We start from the raw sequence: 19,842 nt of genomic DNA, 5'->3' as shown, positions 1-19,842 counted from the left end.
CATGGCGACCACGCGCGCTCTGCTGGCCCGCTCGACCCGGATCGGCGCGGTCGGCGCCGCCCACCTGCTGCCGGTGCTGCCGGCGGCGCTGGTCAAGGCGGTCCGAGGTGACCGGGCGGCGGCCCGCCGGCTGCTGTACCGCCGTCTCACCACGTTGCTGATGCGGCTCGGCCCGACGTTCGTCAAGGCCGGGCAGGTGCTCGGCACCCGGCGCGACGTGCTGCCGGCCGCGCTCTGCGACGAGCTGTCGGTGCTCCAGGACCGGGTCGACCCGATGACCCCCGAGCAGACCAGCCGGGCGCTGGCCGAGGCGTACGGCAGCGAGACGCCCGCGGAGTTCGCGGAGATCGACCCGACGCCGGTGGCCAGCGGCAGCGTGGCCTGCGTCTACCGCGGCCGGATGCCCGACGGCGCCGAGGTGGCGCTCAAGCTGCGCCGTCCCGGCATCGAGTCGACGATGGCCCTCGACCTCGCGCTGATGCGGCACGGCGCCCGGGTGATGGCCCGGCTGCCGATGCTGCGCGGCGTCCCGGTGCGGGAGGTGGTCGAGAACATGTGCGGAGCGGTGTTCGGCCAGCTCGACTTCGCCCGGGAGGCGGAGAACCTGCGCCGGCTCAAGGAGAACCTCGCCGTGGTGCCCCGGGTCCGGGTGCCCGGCGTACGCGACGACGCCTGCCGGCCGCGCTGCCTGGTCATGGAGTTCATGCCGGACCTCGACGTGGACGTGGCGCGGTCGATGTCGGCGGCCGTGCGAAAGCGGTTCGCCGCCTCCGCGATGACAGCGATCTACCACATGCTCTTCGTGGACGGATTCGTCCACTGCGACATGCACCCGGGCAACCTCTACTTCACCCGGGGCGCCCAGGTGGTGGTGCTCGACGCCGGGTTCAGCGTGCAGCTCACCGAGGAGCTGCGCCGGTTGTTCGCGGAGTTCTTCATGAACATGTCGATCGGGCGCGGCCGGTACTGCGCCGAGATCGTGGTGCGCAGCGGCACCGGCCTGCGGCCGGACGCCGACGTGGAGACGTTCCTGGTCCGGATGGCCGACCTGGTGGAGCGCAGCCACGGGCTGCCGGCCCGGGAGTTCAGCCTGATCGCGTTCGCCGCGGAGATGTTCGACCTGCAACGCCGCTACGGCGTGCACGCCGCGCCGGAACTCATCTTCCCGCTGCTGTCGCTGCTGGTGATCGAGGGGACGGTACGCGAGCTCGACCCCGACCTCGACTTCCAGGAGCTGGCCAAGCCGGTGCTGATGCGCGGGCTCTTCGGCCGCCGGGCCGCCGCCTGACCGCTGGCCGAACGGTCCGCCGGGCCTGGCCGGTCGCTTCGACAGCGCGGCCCCACCTGCGCAAACAGCCGACTAAAATATACGATAGCGGAATGGCACAGACTGGCCTCGCCGGCAAGCGCTCCTACCACCAGTACTGCGGGCTCGCGTCCGCGCTCGACGTGCTGGGCGAACGCTGGACGCTGCTGATCATCAGGGAGCTGCTGATGGGTCCCCGGCGCTACAGCGAACTGCTCGCGGACCTGCCCGGCATCGGCACGAACCTGCTCGCCGACCGGCTCAAGTTCCTCGTCGACTCGGGCGTGCTGCGGCAGGTCGACGTGCACGGCACCGGCGGCCGGCTCTCCTACGAGCTGACCCCGACCGGGCAGGCGCTGCGGCCGATGGTGCTCGGGCTCGCGCACTGGGGCCTGGAGTTCGTCGGTGACCTGAACGCCGAGGACACGGTCCGCCCGCACTGGGGCTTCCTCGCCGTGGAGGCGATGTTCCAGTGGGACAAGATCTCCCCGATCGACGAGAGCTACCAGTTCCAGGTCGACGACGAGGTCTTCCGCATCGACGTCGCCGGCGGGGTGCCGCGCGTGGCGAAGGGGCCGTCCGACGACCCGGCGATGGTGGCGACCACCGACGCGGCCACGTTCGTGCGCATCGGCGCCGGGCGGGTCACGCCGCTGATGGCGATGGTCGGCGGGCAGCTCAAGCTGGAGGGCGACATCGACGCGGTGCTGCGCTGCTGCGAGCTGCTCGGCCTGGACGCCGGCGCCGCGCCCGCCGCTCAGACGACCTCCGGTCACTGACCCGCGCCAGGGGGTGACGGGACCGGATCACTATATTATTCTGAACTAGCCTCGGCGTTCGTCGGGGCCCGTCGTCGTCCGGCACGCCGCGCCCGTGCGGCACCTCCCGAGCACTGTGGTCCCACGGGGACGACCGGTCCGCCCTCCGTCGCCCGAGCGCCTGACGGCGTCCGTGCGCGTCGCGGGGGCGACCCCGCGCGGCGCGTACGCCGGCACCGACGACCGGCCGTCAAGCGACAGGAGCCGGCATGACGGACACGGTGCGACACGATCCGGAGGCGCTGCCCAGGGCGGTACGGGACGACTTCCCCCTGCTGGCCCGCCGGGCCGGCGACCTCGTCGCCTACCTGGACAACGCCGCCACCACGCAGAAGCCCCGCGTCGTCCTGGACGCGATGACCGACTACTACACCGGGGCGAACAGCAACGTCGGGCGCGGCTACCACCGGCTCGGCCTGGAGTCCACCGAGCGGTACGAGCAGGCCCGCGAGAGCGTCGCGCGGGCGATCGGCGCGGCGCAGCCGGAGGAGGTGCTCTTCACCGCCGGCACCACCGCCGCGGTCAACCTGGTCGCGGACACCGCCGGGCAACGGGTGGCCGGGCCGGGCCGGCGGGTCGTGGTGACCGGCATGGAGCACAACAGCAACCTGCTGCCGTGGCGCCGGCTCTGCGACCGTACGGGCGCCACGCTCACAGTGGTGCCGGCCGGACCGGACGGGCGGGTCGGGGCCGACCGGTTCGGCGCCGCGCTCGGCCCGGACACCGCGCTGGTGGCGGTCACCCACGTCTCGAACGTGCTCGGCACCGTCAACCCGGTACGGGAGATGACCGCCGCCGCCCGCCGGGCCGGCGCGCTGGTGGTGGTCGACGGCGCCCAGGCCGTACCGCACCGGCCGGTCGACGTGCGCGACCTCGACGCCGACTTCTACTGCTTCTCCGGGCACAAGGCGTACGGGCCGATGGGCGTCGGCGTACTGCACGGCCGCCGGGACCTGCTCGCCGGGCTGCCCCCGTACCAGGTGGGCGGCGGCACCGTGAAGGGCGTCGCGGCCGACCAGCCGGTCCGCTACCTCGACGGGCCGGCCCGGTGGGAGGCCGGCACGCCGCACGTGGCCGGCGCGGTCGGGCTGGCCGCCGCCCTGGACTACCTGCGCGACCTCGGCTGGGACGCGATCCGCCGGCACGACCGGGCGCTGGTCCGGCACGCCGTCGACGTGCTCGCCGCGATCGACCGGGTGCGGGTGGTCGGTGACCCGGCCGCCGACCCCAGCGGCATCGTCTCGTTCGTGGTCGAGGGCATCCACCCGTACGACGTCGGGGCGCACCTGGACCGGCACGGCGTGGCGGTGCGCTGCGGCGTGCACTGCGCCAGCACCTTCCTCGACGAGATGGGCCTGCTCGGCACGGTCCGGCTCTCCTTCGGCGTCTACAACACCACCGCCGAGATCGACCTCGTCGGCGAGTTGCTCGCCGGCGTACGACCGGGTCCCTGGACCACCGACCACCCCGACGTCCGGTTCCTCTGAGCAGCGCCCGGAAGGGAGCGTCATGAGGTTCGACACCCGGCTGGTGCACGTCGGCCAGCGACCAGTGCCCGGCACCGGCGACGTGGTGCCGCCGATCCACCTCGCCACCACCTACGACCGCACCGCCCAGGACCCGCCGCGCTACTTCTACGCCCGGGGCGAGCAGCCCAACCGGGAGGCGCTGGAGGAGTGCCTCGCCGCGCTGGAGGACGCCCGGCACGCAACCGTCTACACCAGCGGGCAGGCCGCCGCCACGACGGCGCTGTCGCTGGTGCCGCCGGGCCGGCTGGTGCTCGCCTCCGACGACGTGTACGGCGGCACCCACCAGCTGCTCGCCGCCGCCGCCGAGCGCGGCGTGACGGTCCGGCCGGTGGACCTGGCCGACCCGGCCGAGCGGGACCGCGCGCTGTCCGAATGCGGTCCCGAGCTGGCCATGGTGTGGCTGGAGACGCCCACCAACCCGCTGCTCAAGGTCGCCGACATCGCCGCGGTGTCCGACCTCGCGCACCGGCACGGCGCCCTGGTGGTGGTGGACAACACGCTGGCCGGGCCGGTGCTGCAACGACCGCTCGCGCACGGCGCGGACATCACGCTCTACAGCACCACCAAGTCCGTCGCCGGTCATCTCGACGTGCTCGGCGGCGCGCTCGTCTACCAGGACGAGGAGCTGCACCGGCGGTTCCTGGCCTACCGCACGGTGGCCGGCAACGCCCCCGGCGGCTTCGACTGCTATCTCACCCACCGCGGCCTGAAGACGCTGTCCCTGCGCACCGCCCGGCAGGTGGAGAACACCCGCGCGGTGGTGGCGGCGCTGCTGGCCGAGCCGAGCGTCGCGACGGTCAGCTATCCGGGCCTGCCCACGCATCCGCAGCACGCGGTGGCGGCCCGGCAGATGACCGCGCCCGGCGCGCTCGCCGCCTTCGAGTACCGCGGCGACCCGGCCAAGCTGCTCGACCGGGTACGCCTGTTCACCGCCGCGGTCAGCCTCGGCGGCGTCCGCTCCCTGATCGAGTGCCCGGCGCTGATGACCCACCGCCCGGTGCCGCCCGAGGTACGCCGGCGTCTCGGGTTGACCGACCGGCTGATCCGGATCTCACCCGGCATCGAGGACCCGGCCGACCTGGTCGAGGACCTGGTCACCGCGCTGCGTGACGGCGCCTGACCCGCTGACCGGCATTACCGCCCCGCGAAGGAGGAGACATGTCCGCATTCACGACCGGCGGCGCCCCGGTGGTGCTCGACGGAGGACTCGCCACCGAGTTGCAGCGCGCCGGGCTGCCGTACCAGCCCCCGTGGTGGGGCACCGCGGCGCTGCTGGCGGACAGCCGGCGGCGCGTGCTGCGCGACGTCCACGAGCGGTTCCTGACCGCCGGGGCGCAGGTGCTCACCGCGAACACGCTGCGCTGCAACCTGCGGGCGCTGCGCCGCGCCGGACTGGAGGACGCCGGCCTCGGCTGGATGGTGCACGCGGCCGTCGGCGTCGCGCTCGCCGCCCGCAACACGGCCGGCGCGCCCGGCACCCGGATCGCCGCGTCGATGGCTCCGGTGGAGGACTGCTACCGGCCGGACCTGGTGCCGGCCGACGACGAGCTGCGTGAGGAGCACCGCTGGCTGGCCGTGGAGCTGGTCCGGGCCGGGGTGGAGCTGGTGCTGGTGGAGACCATGAACACCGCCCGCGAGGCACGCATCGCGGTGGAGCAGGTACGCGAGGTGGGCGCCCGGGCCTGGGCCGCCTTCGTCTGCGACGACCAGGGCCGGCTGCTGTCCGGCGACTCCCTGGTGGACGCCGCCCGCGCGGTGCGCGCCGCCGGGGCCGAGGTGGTGCTTGTCAACTGCACCGCCCCGGAGGCGACCGAGCGGTGCCTGCGGGCGCTGCGCGACGCCGACGACGGCCCGATCGGCGCGTACCCGAACCTGGAGGACCGCCGCGACGGCGCGCCCGGGCCGCGCCCGCTGCTCGACCCCGCCGAGTTCGGCGACCTGGTCGCCGGCTGGGCGGTGGAGTACCGGCTCGCCGTGGCCGGCGGGTGCTGCGGCGCGTCGCCGGCGCACATCGCCGCGCTGACGGCCCGGCTGAACGCTCCGGTGGCGGCCGTCGACTGACGCCGCCCGCAGGTCCGCCGGCCCGGCGCGGGCCGGGTCAGCCAACGAAGGGAGAACGAGACGGTGAGCGGCTCGACGATCGCACCGCCCGTCGAGGTGGTGCGCAGCCTGCCCGGCCCGGCCGGCTACATGTGCGGCCTGACCTGGGACGGCACCTGGCTCTGGCACTCCGACCAGGACGCCGCGCGGATCTTCGCGATCGACCCGGCGGACGGCGCGGTACGCCGGTCCTTCGCGTACCCGGACGTGCGGGCCGACCTGGGATACGCGGACGGAAAACTGTGCCAGATCGGCGGCCGGCCGAAGCGGATCCTGCTGATCGACCCGGCCACCGGCCAGACCGTCGGGTCGAAGCCGGTACGGCCCTCCAACGGCCGGGTCACCGGCATGGAGACCGGGCCCGAGGGCGTGTGGCTCTGCCTGCGCGCGCCCGCGGTGATCCAGCTACGGGACTTCGAGACCATGACGGTGCAGCGGGAGCACCCGGTCGTGGGGTCGCCCTCGGGCCTCACGTACGCCGAGGGTCACGTGCTCTACGCCGAGTTCGAGGACGGCCTGCTGCACGCGGTCGAGGCGGAGTCGGGCCGGCTGGTCGCCACGGTGCGGCTGCCGGGGCATCCGACCGGGCTGGCCTGGGACGGCGAGCTGGTCTGGTACTGCGACTTCGCCGACCGGCGGTTCAAGGCGGTCCGGCTGCCGGACGTGCTCGGCGGCTGACCGGCCCGGTGGGGGCGGCGGCCCGGCCGCCCCCACCCGCCCGGCGTCAGGGCACCCGGTCGCGCGCGTCGAACTGCTCCTGCCGGCGGTCGCGCTCACCGCCGGCGCCGGCGGACGGCGGCCGGCAGCGGCCGGCGCAGCCGCACGAGCAGCCGGAGGCAGCCGGCTCCGTCCGCTGAGGATCTTCGGTGTCCGGCCAACCGCCGGTGTGGCACGCGATCATCGCTTCTCCCTGCTCTGCGGTGGGACGCGCCGGAGAGCCCGGCGCGGTCGGACGGGGCGGGCAGCGGGACGACTATTTACTTGAGAATCATATGGTAAATTCGCTGGCGGGTGCCAGCTCCTGACAGGAGGGACGCCATGCGCGTCAGCGTGACCGACGACCCCGCGACCACGACGGCCTCCCGCACCGGCGGGCCGCCCGCACCGGCCGACCCGCTGCGCGCCGCCTCCTTCGCGGAGCTGCGGTCGCTGTTCGCGATGGAGCCCGACGCGGTCCACCTCAACACCGGCACCATCGGCGTGATGCCGTACGAGGTGCTGGACGTCAACGACCGGGTGACCCGGGAGTGGAACGGCGGACTGCGCAACGTCTACCCGCCCGGCATGTACCCCGAGCACCGCGCCGCCATCGGCCGGGCGTTCGGCGTCGACCAGGACGAGATGGTGATCTGCCACAACGCCACCGAGGGGGTGGCCCGCGTCATCAACGGGCTCGACCTGCACGAGGGCGACGAGGTCATCACCACCAGCCACGAGTGCTACTCGGTGCTGTCCAACTTCAACCTGCTGCGCAACCGGCACCGGATCACGCTCACCGTGCTGACCCCGCCGGTCGGGCCGGACGTCACCGCCGAGGAGATCGTCGACATGTTCGCCCGGGCGATCACGCCGCGGACGAAGGTGCTGGCGTTCGCCGCCGTCACGCTGTTCACCGGCACCCGGATGCCGGTGCGCCAGCTCTGCGACCTGGCCCAGCAACACGGCCTGACCACAGTGGTCGACGGCGCGCTGCTGCCCGGCCTGTTCGACACCGACCTGCGCGCGCTCGGACCCGACTTCGTCACCTGCTCCGGCTCGAAGTTCCAGTGCGGGCCGCTCGGCACCGGGCTGCTCTACGTCCGCAACAAGGTCCACCCCGAGCACAACCCGCTGCCGCTGCCGACGTTCTGGCCGGTCATCTCCACCTGGTACCCGATGATGGGCGCCCCGCCACCGCGTACCACCACCCGGGTGGAGAGCTACAACATGGGCGACTACCTGCAGAGCGCCGGCAGTGCCAGCATCGCCCGGGGCGCCGCCCTGGCGAAGGCGTGCGAGCTGTGGGACCGCATCGGCCGGGACCGGATCGAGCGGCACGCGGTGGCGCTCGGCGCGCACACCCGCGCCCGGATCGTCGAGCGGTTCGGCGTCGAGTCGCTGTACTCACCGCTCACCGACGACCGGCTGACCGCGCCGCTGGTGGCGTTCAACCCGTTCCCCGACCGGGCCGACGGCTGGAACATCACCAAATTCGCCCGCCTCGTCGACGAGTTGGAGAGCCGGCACCGGATCTGGACCCGGTGGACCGAGTTCGACGTCGCCGGCTCACCGCACCAGCACTACGCCGCCCGGATCTGCACCCACCTCTACAACACCGCCGAGGAGGTCGACCTCGCCGTCGACGCCATCGCCGACCTCGTCCGGGAGCTGTCATGACCGTCGCCCCGTACCGGCCGGAGCCGGCCACCGCGCGGCGGCGCGGCGGCGTGCTGCGGGTGGTCGCGCCCACCGACGCCGCACCGCTGGACCCCAGCTGCGCCCCCGCGTCGGCGGCCCCGTTCGTCCGGCTGCACACCCGGCAGCTCGTCACCTGGCAGACCGCCCGGGACGTCCGCGACTGGCAGGCCGTCACGCCGGTGCCCGACCTCGCCCTGGAGGTCCCCTCCACCTGGAACGCCGGGCTCGGCGCCAGCCACCGCAGCTACGTGTTCCACATGCGCCCCGGCGTCCGCTGGGACACCCCCGACCGGCGTCCGGTCACCGCGCACGACGTGGTCCGCGGCTTCAAACGGATGTGCAACCCGGTCCGGCCCTCACCGTCGCTCGCGTACTTCGCGAGCACCGTGCGCGGCCTCGCCGACTTCGCCACCGCCTGGGCGGCGGAGGCCACCCACCGGGCCGGGGACGCGGCGACGCTGGCCGCGTACCAGAACGCGCACGAGATCCCCGGCGTCTTCGCGCTCGACGACGAGACGCTCGTCATCGAGCTGGCCCGGCCGGCGCTGGACTTCGTGCACATGCTCGCGCTGCCCGCGGCGTCGGCGGTGCCCGTCGAGCACGACGCGTTCGTCCCCGGCAGCCCCGAGGCCGCCGCCCACCTGCGCTCCAACGGGCCGTACCGGGTGCGGCGGCACCGGCCCGGCGAATGGGTCGAACTGGTCCGCAACCCGGCCTGGGAGCCCGCCGCCGACCCGTACCGGCGGGCCGAGGCCGACCGGGTGGAGCTGCGCCTGAGCGACGGCGCCGGCCGCGCCGACGCGGAGCCCACCGACGCGCCGGCCGAGGTGCCGGTCGCGCCCGCAGTCGGCGGGCTGCCGGCCGCCGAGCCGGTCGACGGCGACGGCGCGCTCGGCTGGGCGCTCGACCCGTACCTCCTGCTCAACCTGCGCGACCCGGTCTGGGCCGACCCCCGGGTACGGCAGGCCGTGGCGCTCGCCGTGGACAAGGCCGCGGTGGCCGACCTGTACCGGCGGCACCGCCCCGGCGTGCCGGTACGGATCGCGGGCTCGCTGATCCCGCCGGGCAACGCCGGGCACGACACGGCCGATCCGTACCCCACCGGTGATCCGGCGCGGGCCCGTGAACTGCTCGCCTCGGCGGGCCACGCCGACGGCACGCCGCTGGTCCTGATCCACCCGCACTCCGGCCTCGGACCCGAGGTGGCGCACGCCTGCGCGAGCGACCTCACCCGGGCCGGCCTGCCGACCCGGGCGGTCGGGCTCGCCGACGCCGCGTACACCGAGGCGCTGCGCGCCCCCGCCACCGCCGGCGGCTGGCAGCTCGCGGTGGCGGCGCGCGTACCCGACTGGCTGGAGCACAACGGGCGGGTCTTCGCGCAGGCGATGCTCCAGGCGACCCCGGTGCCCGGCGGCGCCAACCACGGCGGCTACGCCGCACCCGAGGTGGACGCGCTGATCGAGCGGGCGCTCGACGCGCCGGAGCCGTGGCGGGCCGACGCCGCCTGGCGGGCCGCCGCGGAGCGCGCGGTCGCCGACGTGGCGGTGGTGCCGATCCTGCACCGGGCGCCGGTGGCCGCGCCGAGGCGACCGGACCGGGTCGACGGGATCACGCCGCTGCCCCCGCAGGGGTACGCGGTGGACCTGACCGCCGCACGCCCGGGGGTGGACGAGTGAACCCGCTGGTCCGCGACTACCTGCTGCTCGGCCTGCGCCTCGGCCGGCTGGTCGACGGGCTCGTCGACTGCTACTACGGTGACCCGGCGCTGCGCGACCAGGTCGCCGCCGAACCGCCGCCCGACCCCCGCGAGCTGTCCCGCCAGGCCGGCCGGACGCTCGCCGCCCTCGACGACAGCGACCTCGAACCGGCCCGCCGCCGGTACCTCACCGCCCAGCTCGCCGCGCTGCGCGCGGTCGCCGACCGGCTCGCCGGCACGCCGATGTCGTTCCGGGAGGAGGTGCGCGCCTGTTACGACGTCGACGTGACCCGCACCCCGCCGGAGCGGTACGCGGCGGTGCACGACGAGATCGACGCGCTGCTGCCCGGGCCGGGACCGCTCGTGGACCGGGTGGAGGAGTTCTACCGGCGCAACACCGTCCCGCCGGAACGGCTGCACCGCTGCGTGCAGGCGGTCTCCGACGCGCTGCGCGAGCGGACCCGGGACCGGTTCGGCCTGCCCGGGACCGAGCGTGTCGAGTACACGGTGGTCCGGGACGCGCCGTGGAACGCGTACAACAGCTACCTGGGCGGCTTCCGCTCCGCCGTGGCGCTGAACGCGGCGAGCGGCCGGTCGGTGGCCGCGCTGCCGATCATCGTGGCGCACGAGTCGTACCCCGGCCACCACACCGAGCACTGCCTGAAGGAGGCCGGCCTGGTCCGCGACGGCGGCCAGGACGAGCACACCATCGCCCTGGTCGACACACCCCGGTGCCTGGTCACCGAGGGCCTGGCCGAGGCGGCGGTCGACGCGGTGCTCGGCCCCGGCTGGGGCGAGTGGACCGCCGGCATCCTGGCCGGGGAGGGCGTCCACGTCGAGGGCGAGCGGGTCGAGCGGATGCGCGGCCTGATCGTGCGCCTGCTGCCGGCCCGCATCGACGCCGCCCTGCTCCTGCACGACGAGGGCGGCGACCGGGCGGAGGCACTTGCCTACCTGCGGCGGTGGATGCTGCTGCCACCCGACCGGGCCGAGCAGATGGTCACGTTCGCCGCCGACCCGCTGTGGCGCGCGTACTCAGTCACCTACTCCGAGGGCGGCCGGCTGGTCGACGCCTGGCTGGCCGCCCGCGAGCCGGACACCAGCCTCGCCGACCGCTTCGACACGCTGCTGCGGGAGCCGCTGCTGCCGTCGCAGCTGCGCGCCGACGTGGCGGGGACCGCAGAGACGACGAAAGGTGTGTGTCGATGAACGGCGGCCAGCCCCGGTACGGGGGAATCCTGCGGCTCTACGGGCCCGGCAGCATGGACCATCTCGATCCGGCCTGCGCCTACTACATGCTCGGCGGGCAGATCATCCGGCTCTTCGCCCGCCAGCTGTTCACCTACCGGCCGGTCGCCGACCTGCGCGACCCGTCGGCCGTCACGCCCGTGCCCGACGTGGCCGAGGCGGTGCCGACAGTGGACAACGGCGGCATCAGCGCCGACCACACCCGCTACACGATCCGGCTGCGCCCCGGCGTGTACTGGGACACCGACCCGCCCCGCGAGGTGACCGCCGGGGACTTCGTGCGCGGCTTCAAGCGGATGGCCAACCCGGTGTTGCAGGCCGGCGGGATCGGCTACTTCACCAGCACCATCCGGGGTATGGCCGAGTACTGCGACGCGTACGCCGCCGCGATCACCTCGGCCGAGCCGGCCGCCGCCGAGCTGGCCGCGTTCCAGAACAACCACGAGATCGCCGGCGTCCGCGCGGTCGACGACCGGACGATCGTCTTCGACCTGATCCGCCCGGCGGTGGACTTCCTGCACATCCTGGCGCTGCAGTGCGCCTCCGCCGCCCCGGTCGAGTACGACGAGGTGCTGCCCGACAGCGCGGAGTTCCGGCGGCGGGTGCGCTCCAACGGGCCGTACCGGATCACCCACTACGCCCACGGCGAGTCGGTGCGGCTGGACCGCAACCCGGTGTGGCGCAAGGCGTCCGACCCGGTGCGCCAGCAGTACCTGGACGGGGTCGAGGTGACCATGGAGATCGCCAGCCCGCAGCAGGTGGGGGAGGTGATCGACAGTGGCCGCGCCGACCTGTCCTGGGCGTCACCGATCACCGAGCCGTACGACGTGGCGCCCACCGACCCGGGCAACGACCTCGGCTACGCGCTCAACCCGTACCTGGTGTTCAACCTGCTCAGCCCGAACGCCGACCGGGCGATGAGCAAGCTCAAGGTGCGCCAGGCCATCGCGTACGCGATAGACAAGGCGGCGATCGCCGAGATCTACCACGGCCTGGAGGCCGGGACGGTGATGTTGTCCGGGCACACGGCGATCCCGCCCGGCAACGACGGGCACGTCGACTTCAACCTGTACCCGACACCGGGGGACCGGGGCGACCCGGAGCGCTGCCGGGCGCTGCTGGCCGAGGCGGGCTACCCGGACGGGCTCACCCTCACCGCCGTGCACCGGGACGTGGACGCCAACCCGGAGGTGGCCCGCTCCTACGCCGCCGACCTGGAGAAGGGCGGCATCAGCGTCCGTCTGGTCTCGCTCGGCCACGCCGAGTACTACCAGTTCCTGCGCGACCCGGCCAACGCCCGCGCCGGCGCCTGGGACATCTCCGCCCCGTCCTGGACGCCCGACTGGTTCGGCCCGAACGGGCGCACCTACGTCCAGCCGATGTTCCAGACCAACACGTCCCGCGGCACCAGCAACTACGGCGGTTACAGCAATCCGGAGGTCGACCGGCTGATCGAGGAGGCGCTCGGCGCCACCGACCGGGCCCGCGCCACCGAACTGTGGCACCAGGTCGACCTGTGCGTCATGCGGGACGCCGCGATCGTGCCGATCCTCGTGCACGCCCCGACCATCCCGCACCGCAAGGGCCGGCGGGTCCGCAACGCGATCGCCATGCCCACGGTGGACCGCTGGTTCGACCTGTCCAACCTCTGGCTGGAGGAGTCCGCATGACCACGGCAGACGCATCGACGGACCTCGGACTGATCCCCGGCGCGGACGGCCCGCGCCGCGGCGGCACGCTCACCCTGGTCGGCGCGGGCGACGTCGACCACCTCGACCCGGCGCTGGCGTACCACACGGTGACCCGGGGGATAGTCCGCGCGTACACCCGGCAGCTGGTCACCTACCCGTCGACCCGCGACCACCGGCGGGCCGGGGACCTGGTGCCGGACCTGGCGGTGGCGGCGGACGGGCCGTACGACGCCGAGGGCCGCCGCTACCGGTTCACGCTGCGCGACGGGCTGCGCTGGGACCTGCCCAACGGACCCCGGCCGTTGACCGCCGCCGACGTGGTACGCGGCATCAAGCGGCTGGCCCACCCGATGGCGCCCAGCCCTGGCCTGCCCTACTACCTGAGCACCGTCGAAGGGCTCGCCGAGTTCCGCGACGACCTGCTCACCCTGCCCCGCGACCTCAACGTGGTGGCGCCCTACCTGGAGGCCGCCGAGGTGCCCGGGCTGCGGGTGCTCGACGACCGGACGGTGGAGCTGACCACCCGCCGCCCCACCTCCGACTTCCTCAACCTCCTGGCGTTGCCGTTCGCCTCCCCGGCGCCGGAGGAGTACCTCTGGTTCGTGCCCGGCAGCCCCGAGCTGGACCAGCGACTCGGCTCGATCGGGCCGTACCGGATCACCGCCTACGAGCCGGACCGGCTGATCACGCTGGAGCGCAGCCGCACCTGGGACCCGGCCACCGACCCGGTCCGTGCCGCCCACGTGGACCGCATCGAGGTGCGGCAGGGGCTGGACGAGAAGACCTGCCACGACATGGTGATCCTCGGTGACGCCGACATGTTGTGGGACATCCAGCCGCTGACCGAGCGGCTGCCGGAGATGTTCGCCGCCGGGGACCCCCGGCTGGAGGTCTGCCCGGCCGGTCTGTTCAGCCCGTACCTGGTGATCAACGTGCTCAGCCCGAACGAGGGCGGTGCGCTGGGCCGCCGGGAGGTCCGGGAGGCGTTGCAGTACGCGATCGACAAGACCGCCGTGGCCGAGGTCTGGGGCGGGCGTCGCCTCAACGACATCGCCGAGCAGATCCTGCCGCCGCTGTGCCGCGCGCACCGGCCGTTCGCGCCGTACGCGGCGAACGACGGCGCCGGCGACCCGGAGCTGGCCCGCCGGCTGCTCGCCGACGCCGGCTACCCCGACGGGCTCACGTTGAAGCTGGTCTACCGGGACCGGGACATCCACCCGGAGACCGCGCGGGTGGTCCGGTCCGCCGCCGCCCGGGCCGGCATCACCCTCGACCTCGTCCCGGCCGGCATCACCGAGCTGTTCGGCACATACCTGGGCCGGGCCGACGGCGCCCGCGAGGGCCGCTGGGACGTGGCGCTGTCCGGCTGGGAGCCGGACTGGCACGGCAACAACGCCCGCGTCTACCTCCAGGCCCTCTTCGACAGCTCCGGCGTCTCCGGCAACGACGACTGGGGGTCGAACTTCGGCCACTACCACAACGAGGTCGTCAACGAGCACATCGACGCGGCGCTGAGCTGCGCCGACGAGAGGGCCGCGAACGAGCACTGGCGGGCCGCCGAGCGGGAGGTGCTGCGCGACTGCGCGGTGGTGCCGATCCTCTTCGCCCACCAGTACTGGCTGCGCGGGCACCGGGTGCGCAACTGGCTGCCGTACCCGGTGCTCAACGGCGACCTGACCAACCTGTGGCTGGGGGAGGACTGACGCCCGGGCCGATGAGCGGCGACGACCACCGTCTCACCGTACGTCTCGGCGAGCTGGCCCAGGCCCACGCCGACCGGGCGGCGGCGCGCGCAGGCGTGCCCGCCGTCCGGCTGGACCGGCTGGCCGCCGAGCCGCTGCGCCTGGACGAGGACTTCTGCCGGGAGGTGGCCGACCGCTACGACGCCGCGCCGATGGTCACCGCCGGCACGGCCCGCGGGTACGCCCGGCTGGCCGCGGAGAACCTGCGGCAGTTCCGGCTGATCGGCGAGGCGGGCATCCGGGTGCTGCCGTGGACCGGGCCGGGGCAGCCGTACCGGGACTCGCGGGACCTGATCGCGCGGGTCCGCGCCACCGGCCTGCTGCACGTCTTCCTCACCCGCCACGGGCACGGACCGGCCGGCGCGGACGGCGACCATCCGCTGCGCGCCCCCGCCGGAGTCCGGGCCGGCGGGGAGGAACTGCTGCACAACGACATCTTCCGGGCGGTGCACGACGTCTTCGGACACGTCCTGTTCGGCAACACGTTCGGGCCGCGCGGCGAGTTCCGGGCCACCCGCTGCCACCTCGCGATGTACCCGCCCGACCTGCACCCGCTGGTCTTCGCCGAGCTGGTCGGCCAGCTCTGCTGGTTCTTCCACGGGCCGCACCTGCGCCGCCCGGACGGGACGCTGCCCCGGCGCGGCGAGCCCGGGTACGTGCCGCCGCCACGGCGTCCGTACCCGCCGCAGAAACAGCTCGTGTACGACAGGCGCACCCTGAACCGGTTCGCCGCGCTGTTCACGTCGCCGGGCTGACCGCCGACATCAGGAAGTCGGGCACCCGCAGCGGCGGCATCACCATCCGGGTGAAGTAGTCGCCCCACTCCCGGGGCAGCGCCGGCACCGGCCGCCCGGCCTCGGTGGCCCGGGCCAGCAGCGACAGCGGGCTCTCGTTGAACCGGAAGTTGTGCACAGTGCCGACGATCTCGCCGTCCTCGACCAGCCGCACGCCGTCGCGGGTGAGGCCGGTCAGCAGCAGCGACGCCGGGTCGACGTCGCGCAGGTACCACAGCGAGGTGAGCAGCAGGCCGCGCCGGGTGGAGCGCACCATCTCGGGCAGCGTCGGCGCGTCCGGCCCGCCCTCCAGCACCAGGTTGTCCACCATCGGGGTGAGCGGCGCGCCGGTCTGCTCGGCGGTGTGCCGGGTCTGCACGAGCGCGGTCAGCACACCCTCGTCGATCCAGCGGGTCGGCCGCAGCGGCAGCCCGTTGTCGACCACTGCGGTCAGGTCGTCGGTGCCCCGGCTGACCGTGAACGGGGCGCAGGGCAGCAGCGGATGGTCCGGGTCACTGCGCAGCGTCAGCGGCAACGCGGTGAGGCGCTCGCCGAGCGGCAGCCGGCCGTCCGGGCGGCTGAACGCGGTACGCCCGTCCAGCGCGCCGCGCGCCCCGGCGGCCAGGTAGAGGTGGAGCATCAGGTCGGCCACGCAGTTCGGGGTGAGCAGCACCTCGTACCGTCCCGGCGGCAGCTCGACCCGGCGGCCGGGCCGCGCCAGCGTGGCGGACAGCTCGGCGGCGAGCGCCGGCACGTCCAGTCCGGTCAGGTCGGGCGCCGTCACACCGGCCCACGCCGAGTCGTCGCCGTCGCGCACGCTCAGGTCGAACAGGCCGGTGGACTGCGCGTGCCGCAGGCGGGCGCCGGTCGACGCGGCGAGGTAGGTGGTGACCACCCGGTGCTCGGTGTAGCCGTAGAGCCGCCGCTGCCCGGCCGCCGCGAACGCGTCGGCCAGGCCGGGCAGCACGTCTCCGAACGCCTCGACCGAGGTGCCGCCGGGCGGTTCCGCCCAGGACGGCGTCCGCCACGGCTCGGGCAGCCGCGTCGCGTCGGCGGCGGGCGGCGCGTCGCGGGCGGCCCGCTCGGCCGCGCGGACCAGGCCGGGCAGCGCGTCGCCGAGCGCGCCGCCGTGCCCGACCAGCCCGACGTGTACGCCGGCCGCGCCGTCGCGTACCGCCACCGCTGTCACCCGGCGGGACCGGACGCTGCCGTTCGTGGTCAGCGCGTCGCCCGCCCAGCGCAGGTGCGCGGCGGCCGTCTCGTCCGCGATCAGCAGCAGCTCGTCGGCGTCACGCCGGTGCCGCAGCGCCGCTTCCAGGGCGTCCTGGATCCCGCTCACCCGTCCCGCCCTCCGGTGTCGACGACGTCGATGCCACGGAACACCGCGGACGGGCAGCCGTGGCTGGCCGCTGCCGCCTGCACCGGCTGACCCTTGCCGCACATGTCGGCGCCGGAGAGCAGCCACGTGCCCTCCCCGCCCAGCCCGCACAGCGCGGACCAGAACGCGGTGGTCTCCGCCTGGTACGCGGCGCCGGACACCTGCCCGGCCAGCCGCCCGTTGCGGATGCGGTGCCAGCGCTGGGCGGTGAACTGGAACTGCCGCCGCCGCATGTCGATCGACCAGCTGTCCGAGCCGGCCAGGTAGAAGCCGTCCGTCACGCCCGCGATCAGGGCCGCGGTGTCCGGCCCGTCCACCGCCGGGCGCAGCGACACGTTCGGCATCCGGGCCATCGGCGTGTGCCGGTACGACTCGGCGTACGCGCAGCCGGCGGAGCGCGGCAGGCCGGCCCGCGCGGCCGAGGCCCGGTCGTGCTGGAACCCGACGAGCACACCCGCCTCGATCAGCGGCCAGGACTGCGCGGCCACCCCCTCGTCGTCGAACCCGACCGTGGCCAGCCCGTGCGGGGCCGACCGGTCGGCGTCCACGCTCATCAGCGCCGAGCCGTACCGGAGCCGCCCGGCGGCGTCGGGCGTGGCGAAGGTGCCGCCCGCGTACGACATCTCGTGGCCCAGGGCCCGGTCGTACTCGGTGGCGTGCCCGACCGACTCGTGGATGGTGAGCCAGAGCTGCGACGGGTCGATCACCAGGTCGTACCGGCCCGGCCGCACCGCCGGCGCCTGCGTCTTCTCGGCCAGCAGCGCCGGCAGTTCGGCCAGCTCGCCGGCCCAGTCCCAGCCCTCGCCGTGCAGGTACTCCCAGCCGCGGGCCACCGGCGGGCCGACGGTGCGCAGCGTCTGGACGCCGCCGTCGCGCGGGCGCCGGCCCACCGCCAGCACCTGCGGGTGCACCCGGACGCGCTGCTGGGTGACGCGGGTGCCGTCCAGGTCGGCGTAGTACGTGTTCTCCTGGGCGGCGGTGGCGCGGGCCAGCACGTGCGCCACCGACTCGTGTGCCTGCAGCCCGGCGCACCAGTGGCTCAGCAGCTCCACCCGTTCGCTCTCCGGCACCTCGAACGGGTTGATCCGGTACGGCGAGCGCCAGGTCGCCTCCGGGTACGCGGGCTCGGGCGCGAGCGCGACGGGCGCGCCGCCGACGTCGGCGCAGGCCCGGGCCAGCGCCAGCGCGTCGTCGCAGGCGCGTACCGCCGCCTCCGGCGTCAGCTCGGGCGTGGCGGCGAAGCCCCACGCGCCCCGGTGCAGCACCCGTACCGCCAGGCCGGTCTCGGTCTCCTCCTCGCTTGCCCGCAGCGCCCCGTCGTGCACGACGGTGCGCCCGGAGCGGACCCGCTGCACCCGCAGCGCGGCGTATCGCGCGCCCCGCTGCCGGGCCCGGGACAGGGCGGCGTCGGCGAGGCGGGCCAGCGGAAGAGCGAGGAAGGAGTCGTCGATCTCGTCGGGCACACGCGCCTCCGGTCGCCGGGGTGCCGCCGTCCGCGCCGGTGGCGCGGCGGCCCGGGGGTTGCGGTGAGGAGACTAGTGCCGCGTGCCGCCCCGGCACAGGGCCCGCGTGGCGGCCGGGCGGCCGACCAGCGCCGTCGCCGCGCAACAGAGCAATCGGGAAGAAGACCGCTGCCGCGCCGGGGCGCGCTTGAATTGATTGGCATCGCTCAATAGATTGAGGGCGGGCGCCGCCGAGGTCCGCACGACCGGGCCGCCGGCGGCTGACAGGTTGTCCCGAGCCGGGCACGTCGGTCGTACGCACCGACTTCTCACAGTGGCGCATCGACGCGCCGCCACCCGAGCGCGTCGCCGCGCCGCCGTCCGTCCGGACGCGCGTCGTCGCGTCGCGCCGCCCGACGCAGAAGGACTTCCCATGACGATTCTCCGTACCCGTTCCGGCCCGGCCCTGGCGGCGGTGACCGCGCTGGCCGCCGTTGTGGCGGCCACCGCGACGGCCCTGCTCGCCGGCCCGGCCACGGCGGCGCAGGGCTGCCGGGTCGACTACACACCCAACCAGTGGCCCGGCGGGTTCACCGCGAGCGTCAAGGTCTCGCCCGGCGACACCGCCGTCTCCGGGTGGACGGTCACCTGGACGTACGCCGGCGACGAGCGCGTCACGAACGGCTGGAACGCCACCGTCAGCCAGTCCGGCGCGACGGTCACCGCCCGCAACATGTCGTACAACGGCAGCATCCCGGCGGGCGGCTCCACCGAGTTCGGCGTGCAGGGCACGTTCAGCGCCGCCGGCGGCGCGCCGGGCGGGTTCACGCTCAACGGCGTGCCGTGCAACGGCGCCGCGCCGTCGCCGACAGTCGTGCCCACCACGGCGGTGCCGACCACCGCCCCGCCGACGACCGCCCCACCCACCACCGCCCCGCCGACCACCGCGCCCCCGACCACCGCGCCGCCCACGACGGCGCCGCCCACCAGCGCGCCGCCGACCACCCCGCCGCCGAGCGGATGCGCCGGGGCGGTGCTCTGCGACGGCTTCGAGAACCAGACCGGCTCGACGCCGTCCGGCGACTGGAGCGTGGTGAGCCCGGACTGCTCCGGCGCCGGCACGGCCACGGTGGACACCACCACCACGCACAGCGGCAGCCGCGCGATCCGGATCAACGGCGCCGCCGGCTACTGCAACCACGTGTTCGTGCGGACCACGAAGAACCTCAGCGCCCTGGGCAGCGTCAGGTACGCCCGGATCTGGGTGCGGCACACCACCGCCCAGCCCACCGACCACACCACGATGATCACCATGTCCGACGCCGCCGACGGCAACCGGGACCTGCGGCTGGGCGGCCAGAACGGCGCCCTGCAGTGGAACCGCGCCTCCGACGACGCCACGCTGCCCGAGCAGAGCCCGGCCGGGGTGGCGCAGAGCGTGCCGCTGCCCACCAACCGCTGGGCCTGCCTGGAGTTCATGGTGGACGGCTCGGCCGGTCAGCTCCGCACCTGGCTGGACGGCGTCGCAGTCACCGGGCTGACCGCCGACGGCGTACCGACGCACGACATCGACGGCCAGTGGTACAACCGCACCTGGCGACCGCAGCTCACCGACCTGAAGCTGGGCTGGGAGAGCTACGGCGGCGGAGCCGACACCCTCTGGTACGACGACGTGGCGATGGGCGCCACCCGCATCGGCTGCTGACGGTCCGCCGGGGCGGC

15 protein-coding genes are annotated in these 19,842 nt (G+C 74.7%); 13 read left to right on the top strand and 2 right to left on the bottom strand.

Annotation, left to right across the window (positions count from 1 at the left end):
* Position 1: 1 nt before the first annotated feature.
* From DQE82_RS18300 to DQE82_RS18245, 12 genes are all read left to right on the top strand, one after another.
* Complete coding sequence (locus tag DQE82_RS18300; protein WP_064447380.1) at positions 2–1,288, top strand: AarF/ABC1/UbiB kinase family protein; 1,287 nt, start codon at positions 2–4, stop codon at positions 1,286–1,288.
* A 92-nt stretch (positions 1,289–1,380) separates the two neighbouring features.
* Complete coding sequence (locus tag DQE82_RS18295; RefSeq protein ID WP_043325247.1) at positions 1,381–2,085, top strand: crotonobetainyl-CoA--carnitine CoA-transferase; 705 nt, start codon at positions 1,381–1,383, stop codon at positions 2,083–2,085.
* A 248-nt stretch (positions 2,086–2,333) separates the two neighbouring features.
* Positions 2,334–3,611 (top strand): aminotransferase class V-fold PLP-dependent enzyme, encoded by a 1,278-nt coding sequence (locus tag DQE82_RS18290; protein ID WP_113973293.1) that lies wholly within the window; start codon positions 2,334–2,336, stop codon positions 3,609–3,611.
* A 22-nt stretch (positions 3,612–3,633) separates the two neighbouring features.
* On the top strand, positions 3,634–4,773 hold the full coding sequence (locus DQE82_RS18285) for a PLP-dependent aspartate aminotransferase family protein (RefSeq protein ID WP_113973292.1): 1,140 nt from the start codon (positions 3,634–3,636) through the stop codon (positions 4,771–4,773).
* Positions 4,774–4,811: 38 nt separating this feature from the next.
* Entirely contained in the window at positions 4,812–5,714 is a 903-nt protein-coding gene (locus DQE82_RS18280) for a homocysteine S-methyltransferase family protein (RefSeq protein WP_064447383.1), read from the top strand.
* A gap of 63 nt (positions 5,715–5,777) precedes the next feature.
* Positions 5,778–6,431, top strand: a complete 654-nt coding sequence (locus tag DQE82_RS18275) for a hypothetical protein (RefSeq protein ID WP_064447384.1) — start codon at positions 5,778–5,780, stop codon at positions 6,429–6,431.
* A gap of 360 nt (positions 6,432–6,791) precedes the next feature.
* Entirely contained in the window at positions 6,792–8,129 is a 1,338-nt protein-coding gene (locus DQE82_RS18270; protein WP_064447385.1) for an aminotransferase class V-fold PLP-dependent enzyme, read from the top strand.
* Positions 8,126–9,826, top strand: coding sequence for an ABC transporter substrate-binding protein (locus DQE82_RS18265; RefSeq protein WP_113973291.1), 1,701 nt, complete (start codon positions 8,126–8,128; stop codon positions 9,824–9,826). The genes DQE82_RS18270 and DQE82_RS18265 overlap by 4 nt, the downstream gene beginning before the upstream one ends.
* Positions 9,823–11,055, top strand: coding sequence for a hypothetical protein (locus tag DQE82_RS18260; RefSeq protein WP_043325237.1), 1,233 nt, complete (start codon positions 9,823–9,825; stop codon positions 11,053–11,055). The genes DQE82_RS18265 and DQE82_RS18260 overlap by 4 nt, the downstream gene beginning before the upstream one ends.
* Complete coding sequence (locus tag DQE82_RS18255; protein ID WP_043325235.1) at positions 11,052–12,764, top strand: ABC transporter substrate-binding protein; 1,713 nt, start codon at positions 11,052–11,054, stop codon at positions 12,762–12,764. The genes DQE82_RS18260 and DQE82_RS18255 overlap by 4 nt, the downstream gene beginning before the upstream one ends.
* Positions 12,761–14,488, top strand: coding sequence for an ABC transporter substrate-binding protein (locus DQE82_RS18250; RefSeq protein ID WP_113973290.1), 1,728 nt, complete (start codon positions 12,761–12,763; stop codon positions 14,486–14,488). Before DQE82_RS18255 ends, DQE82_RS18250 begins: the two co-directional genes overlap by 4 nt.
* Before the next feature lie 11 nt (positions 14,489–14,499).
* A complete protein-coding gene (locus DQE82_RS18245; protein ID WP_069090019.1) occupies positions 14,500–15,282 on the top strand; it encodes a hypothetical protein in 783 nt (260 codons plus the stop codon).
* Here the strand turns inward: DQE82_RS18245 and DQE82_RS18240 are convergent.
* Together DQE82_RS18240 and DQE82_RS18235 are read right to left on the bottom strand one after the other, a co-directional pair.
* On the bottom strand, positions 15,266–16,639 hold the full coding sequence (locus tag DQE82_RS18240; RefSeq protein ID WP_069090018.1) for a metallopeptidase TldD-related protein: 1,374 nt from the start codon (positions 16,637–16,639) through the stop codon (positions 15,266–15,268). The genes DQE82_RS18245 and DQE82_RS18240 overlap by 17 nt on opposite strands.
* Positions 16,636–18,141: a TldD/PmbA family protein gene (locus tag DQE82_RS18235; RefSeq protein WP_043325233.1), complete on the bottom strand. Its 1,506-nt coding sequence runs from the start codon at positions 18,139–18,141 to the stop codon at positions 16,636–16,638. The genes DQE82_RS18240 and DQE82_RS18235 overlap by 4 nt, the downstream gene beginning before the upstream one ends.
* A 412-nt stretch (positions 18,142–18,553) precedes the next feature.
* Between DQE82_RS18235 and DQE82_RS18230 the strand changes: the two genes are divergently transcribed.
* Entirely contained in the window at positions 18,554–19,825 is a 1,272-nt protein-coding gene (locus DQE82_RS18230) for a cellulose-binding domain-containing protein (protein ID WP_069090017.1), read from the top strand.
* Positions 19,826–19,842 lie beyond the last annotated feature (17 nt).

The sequence above is a fragment of the Micromonospora sp. LHW51205 genome, from assembly GCF_003315815.1.
Lineage (GTDB): Bacteria > Actinomycetota > Actinomycetes > Mycobacteriales > Micromonosporaceae > Micromonospora > Micromonospora chalcea.
The sequence above is the reverse complement of the archived record's forward strand: the minus strand, read 5'-3'. Positions and strand labels throughout refer to the sequence as shown.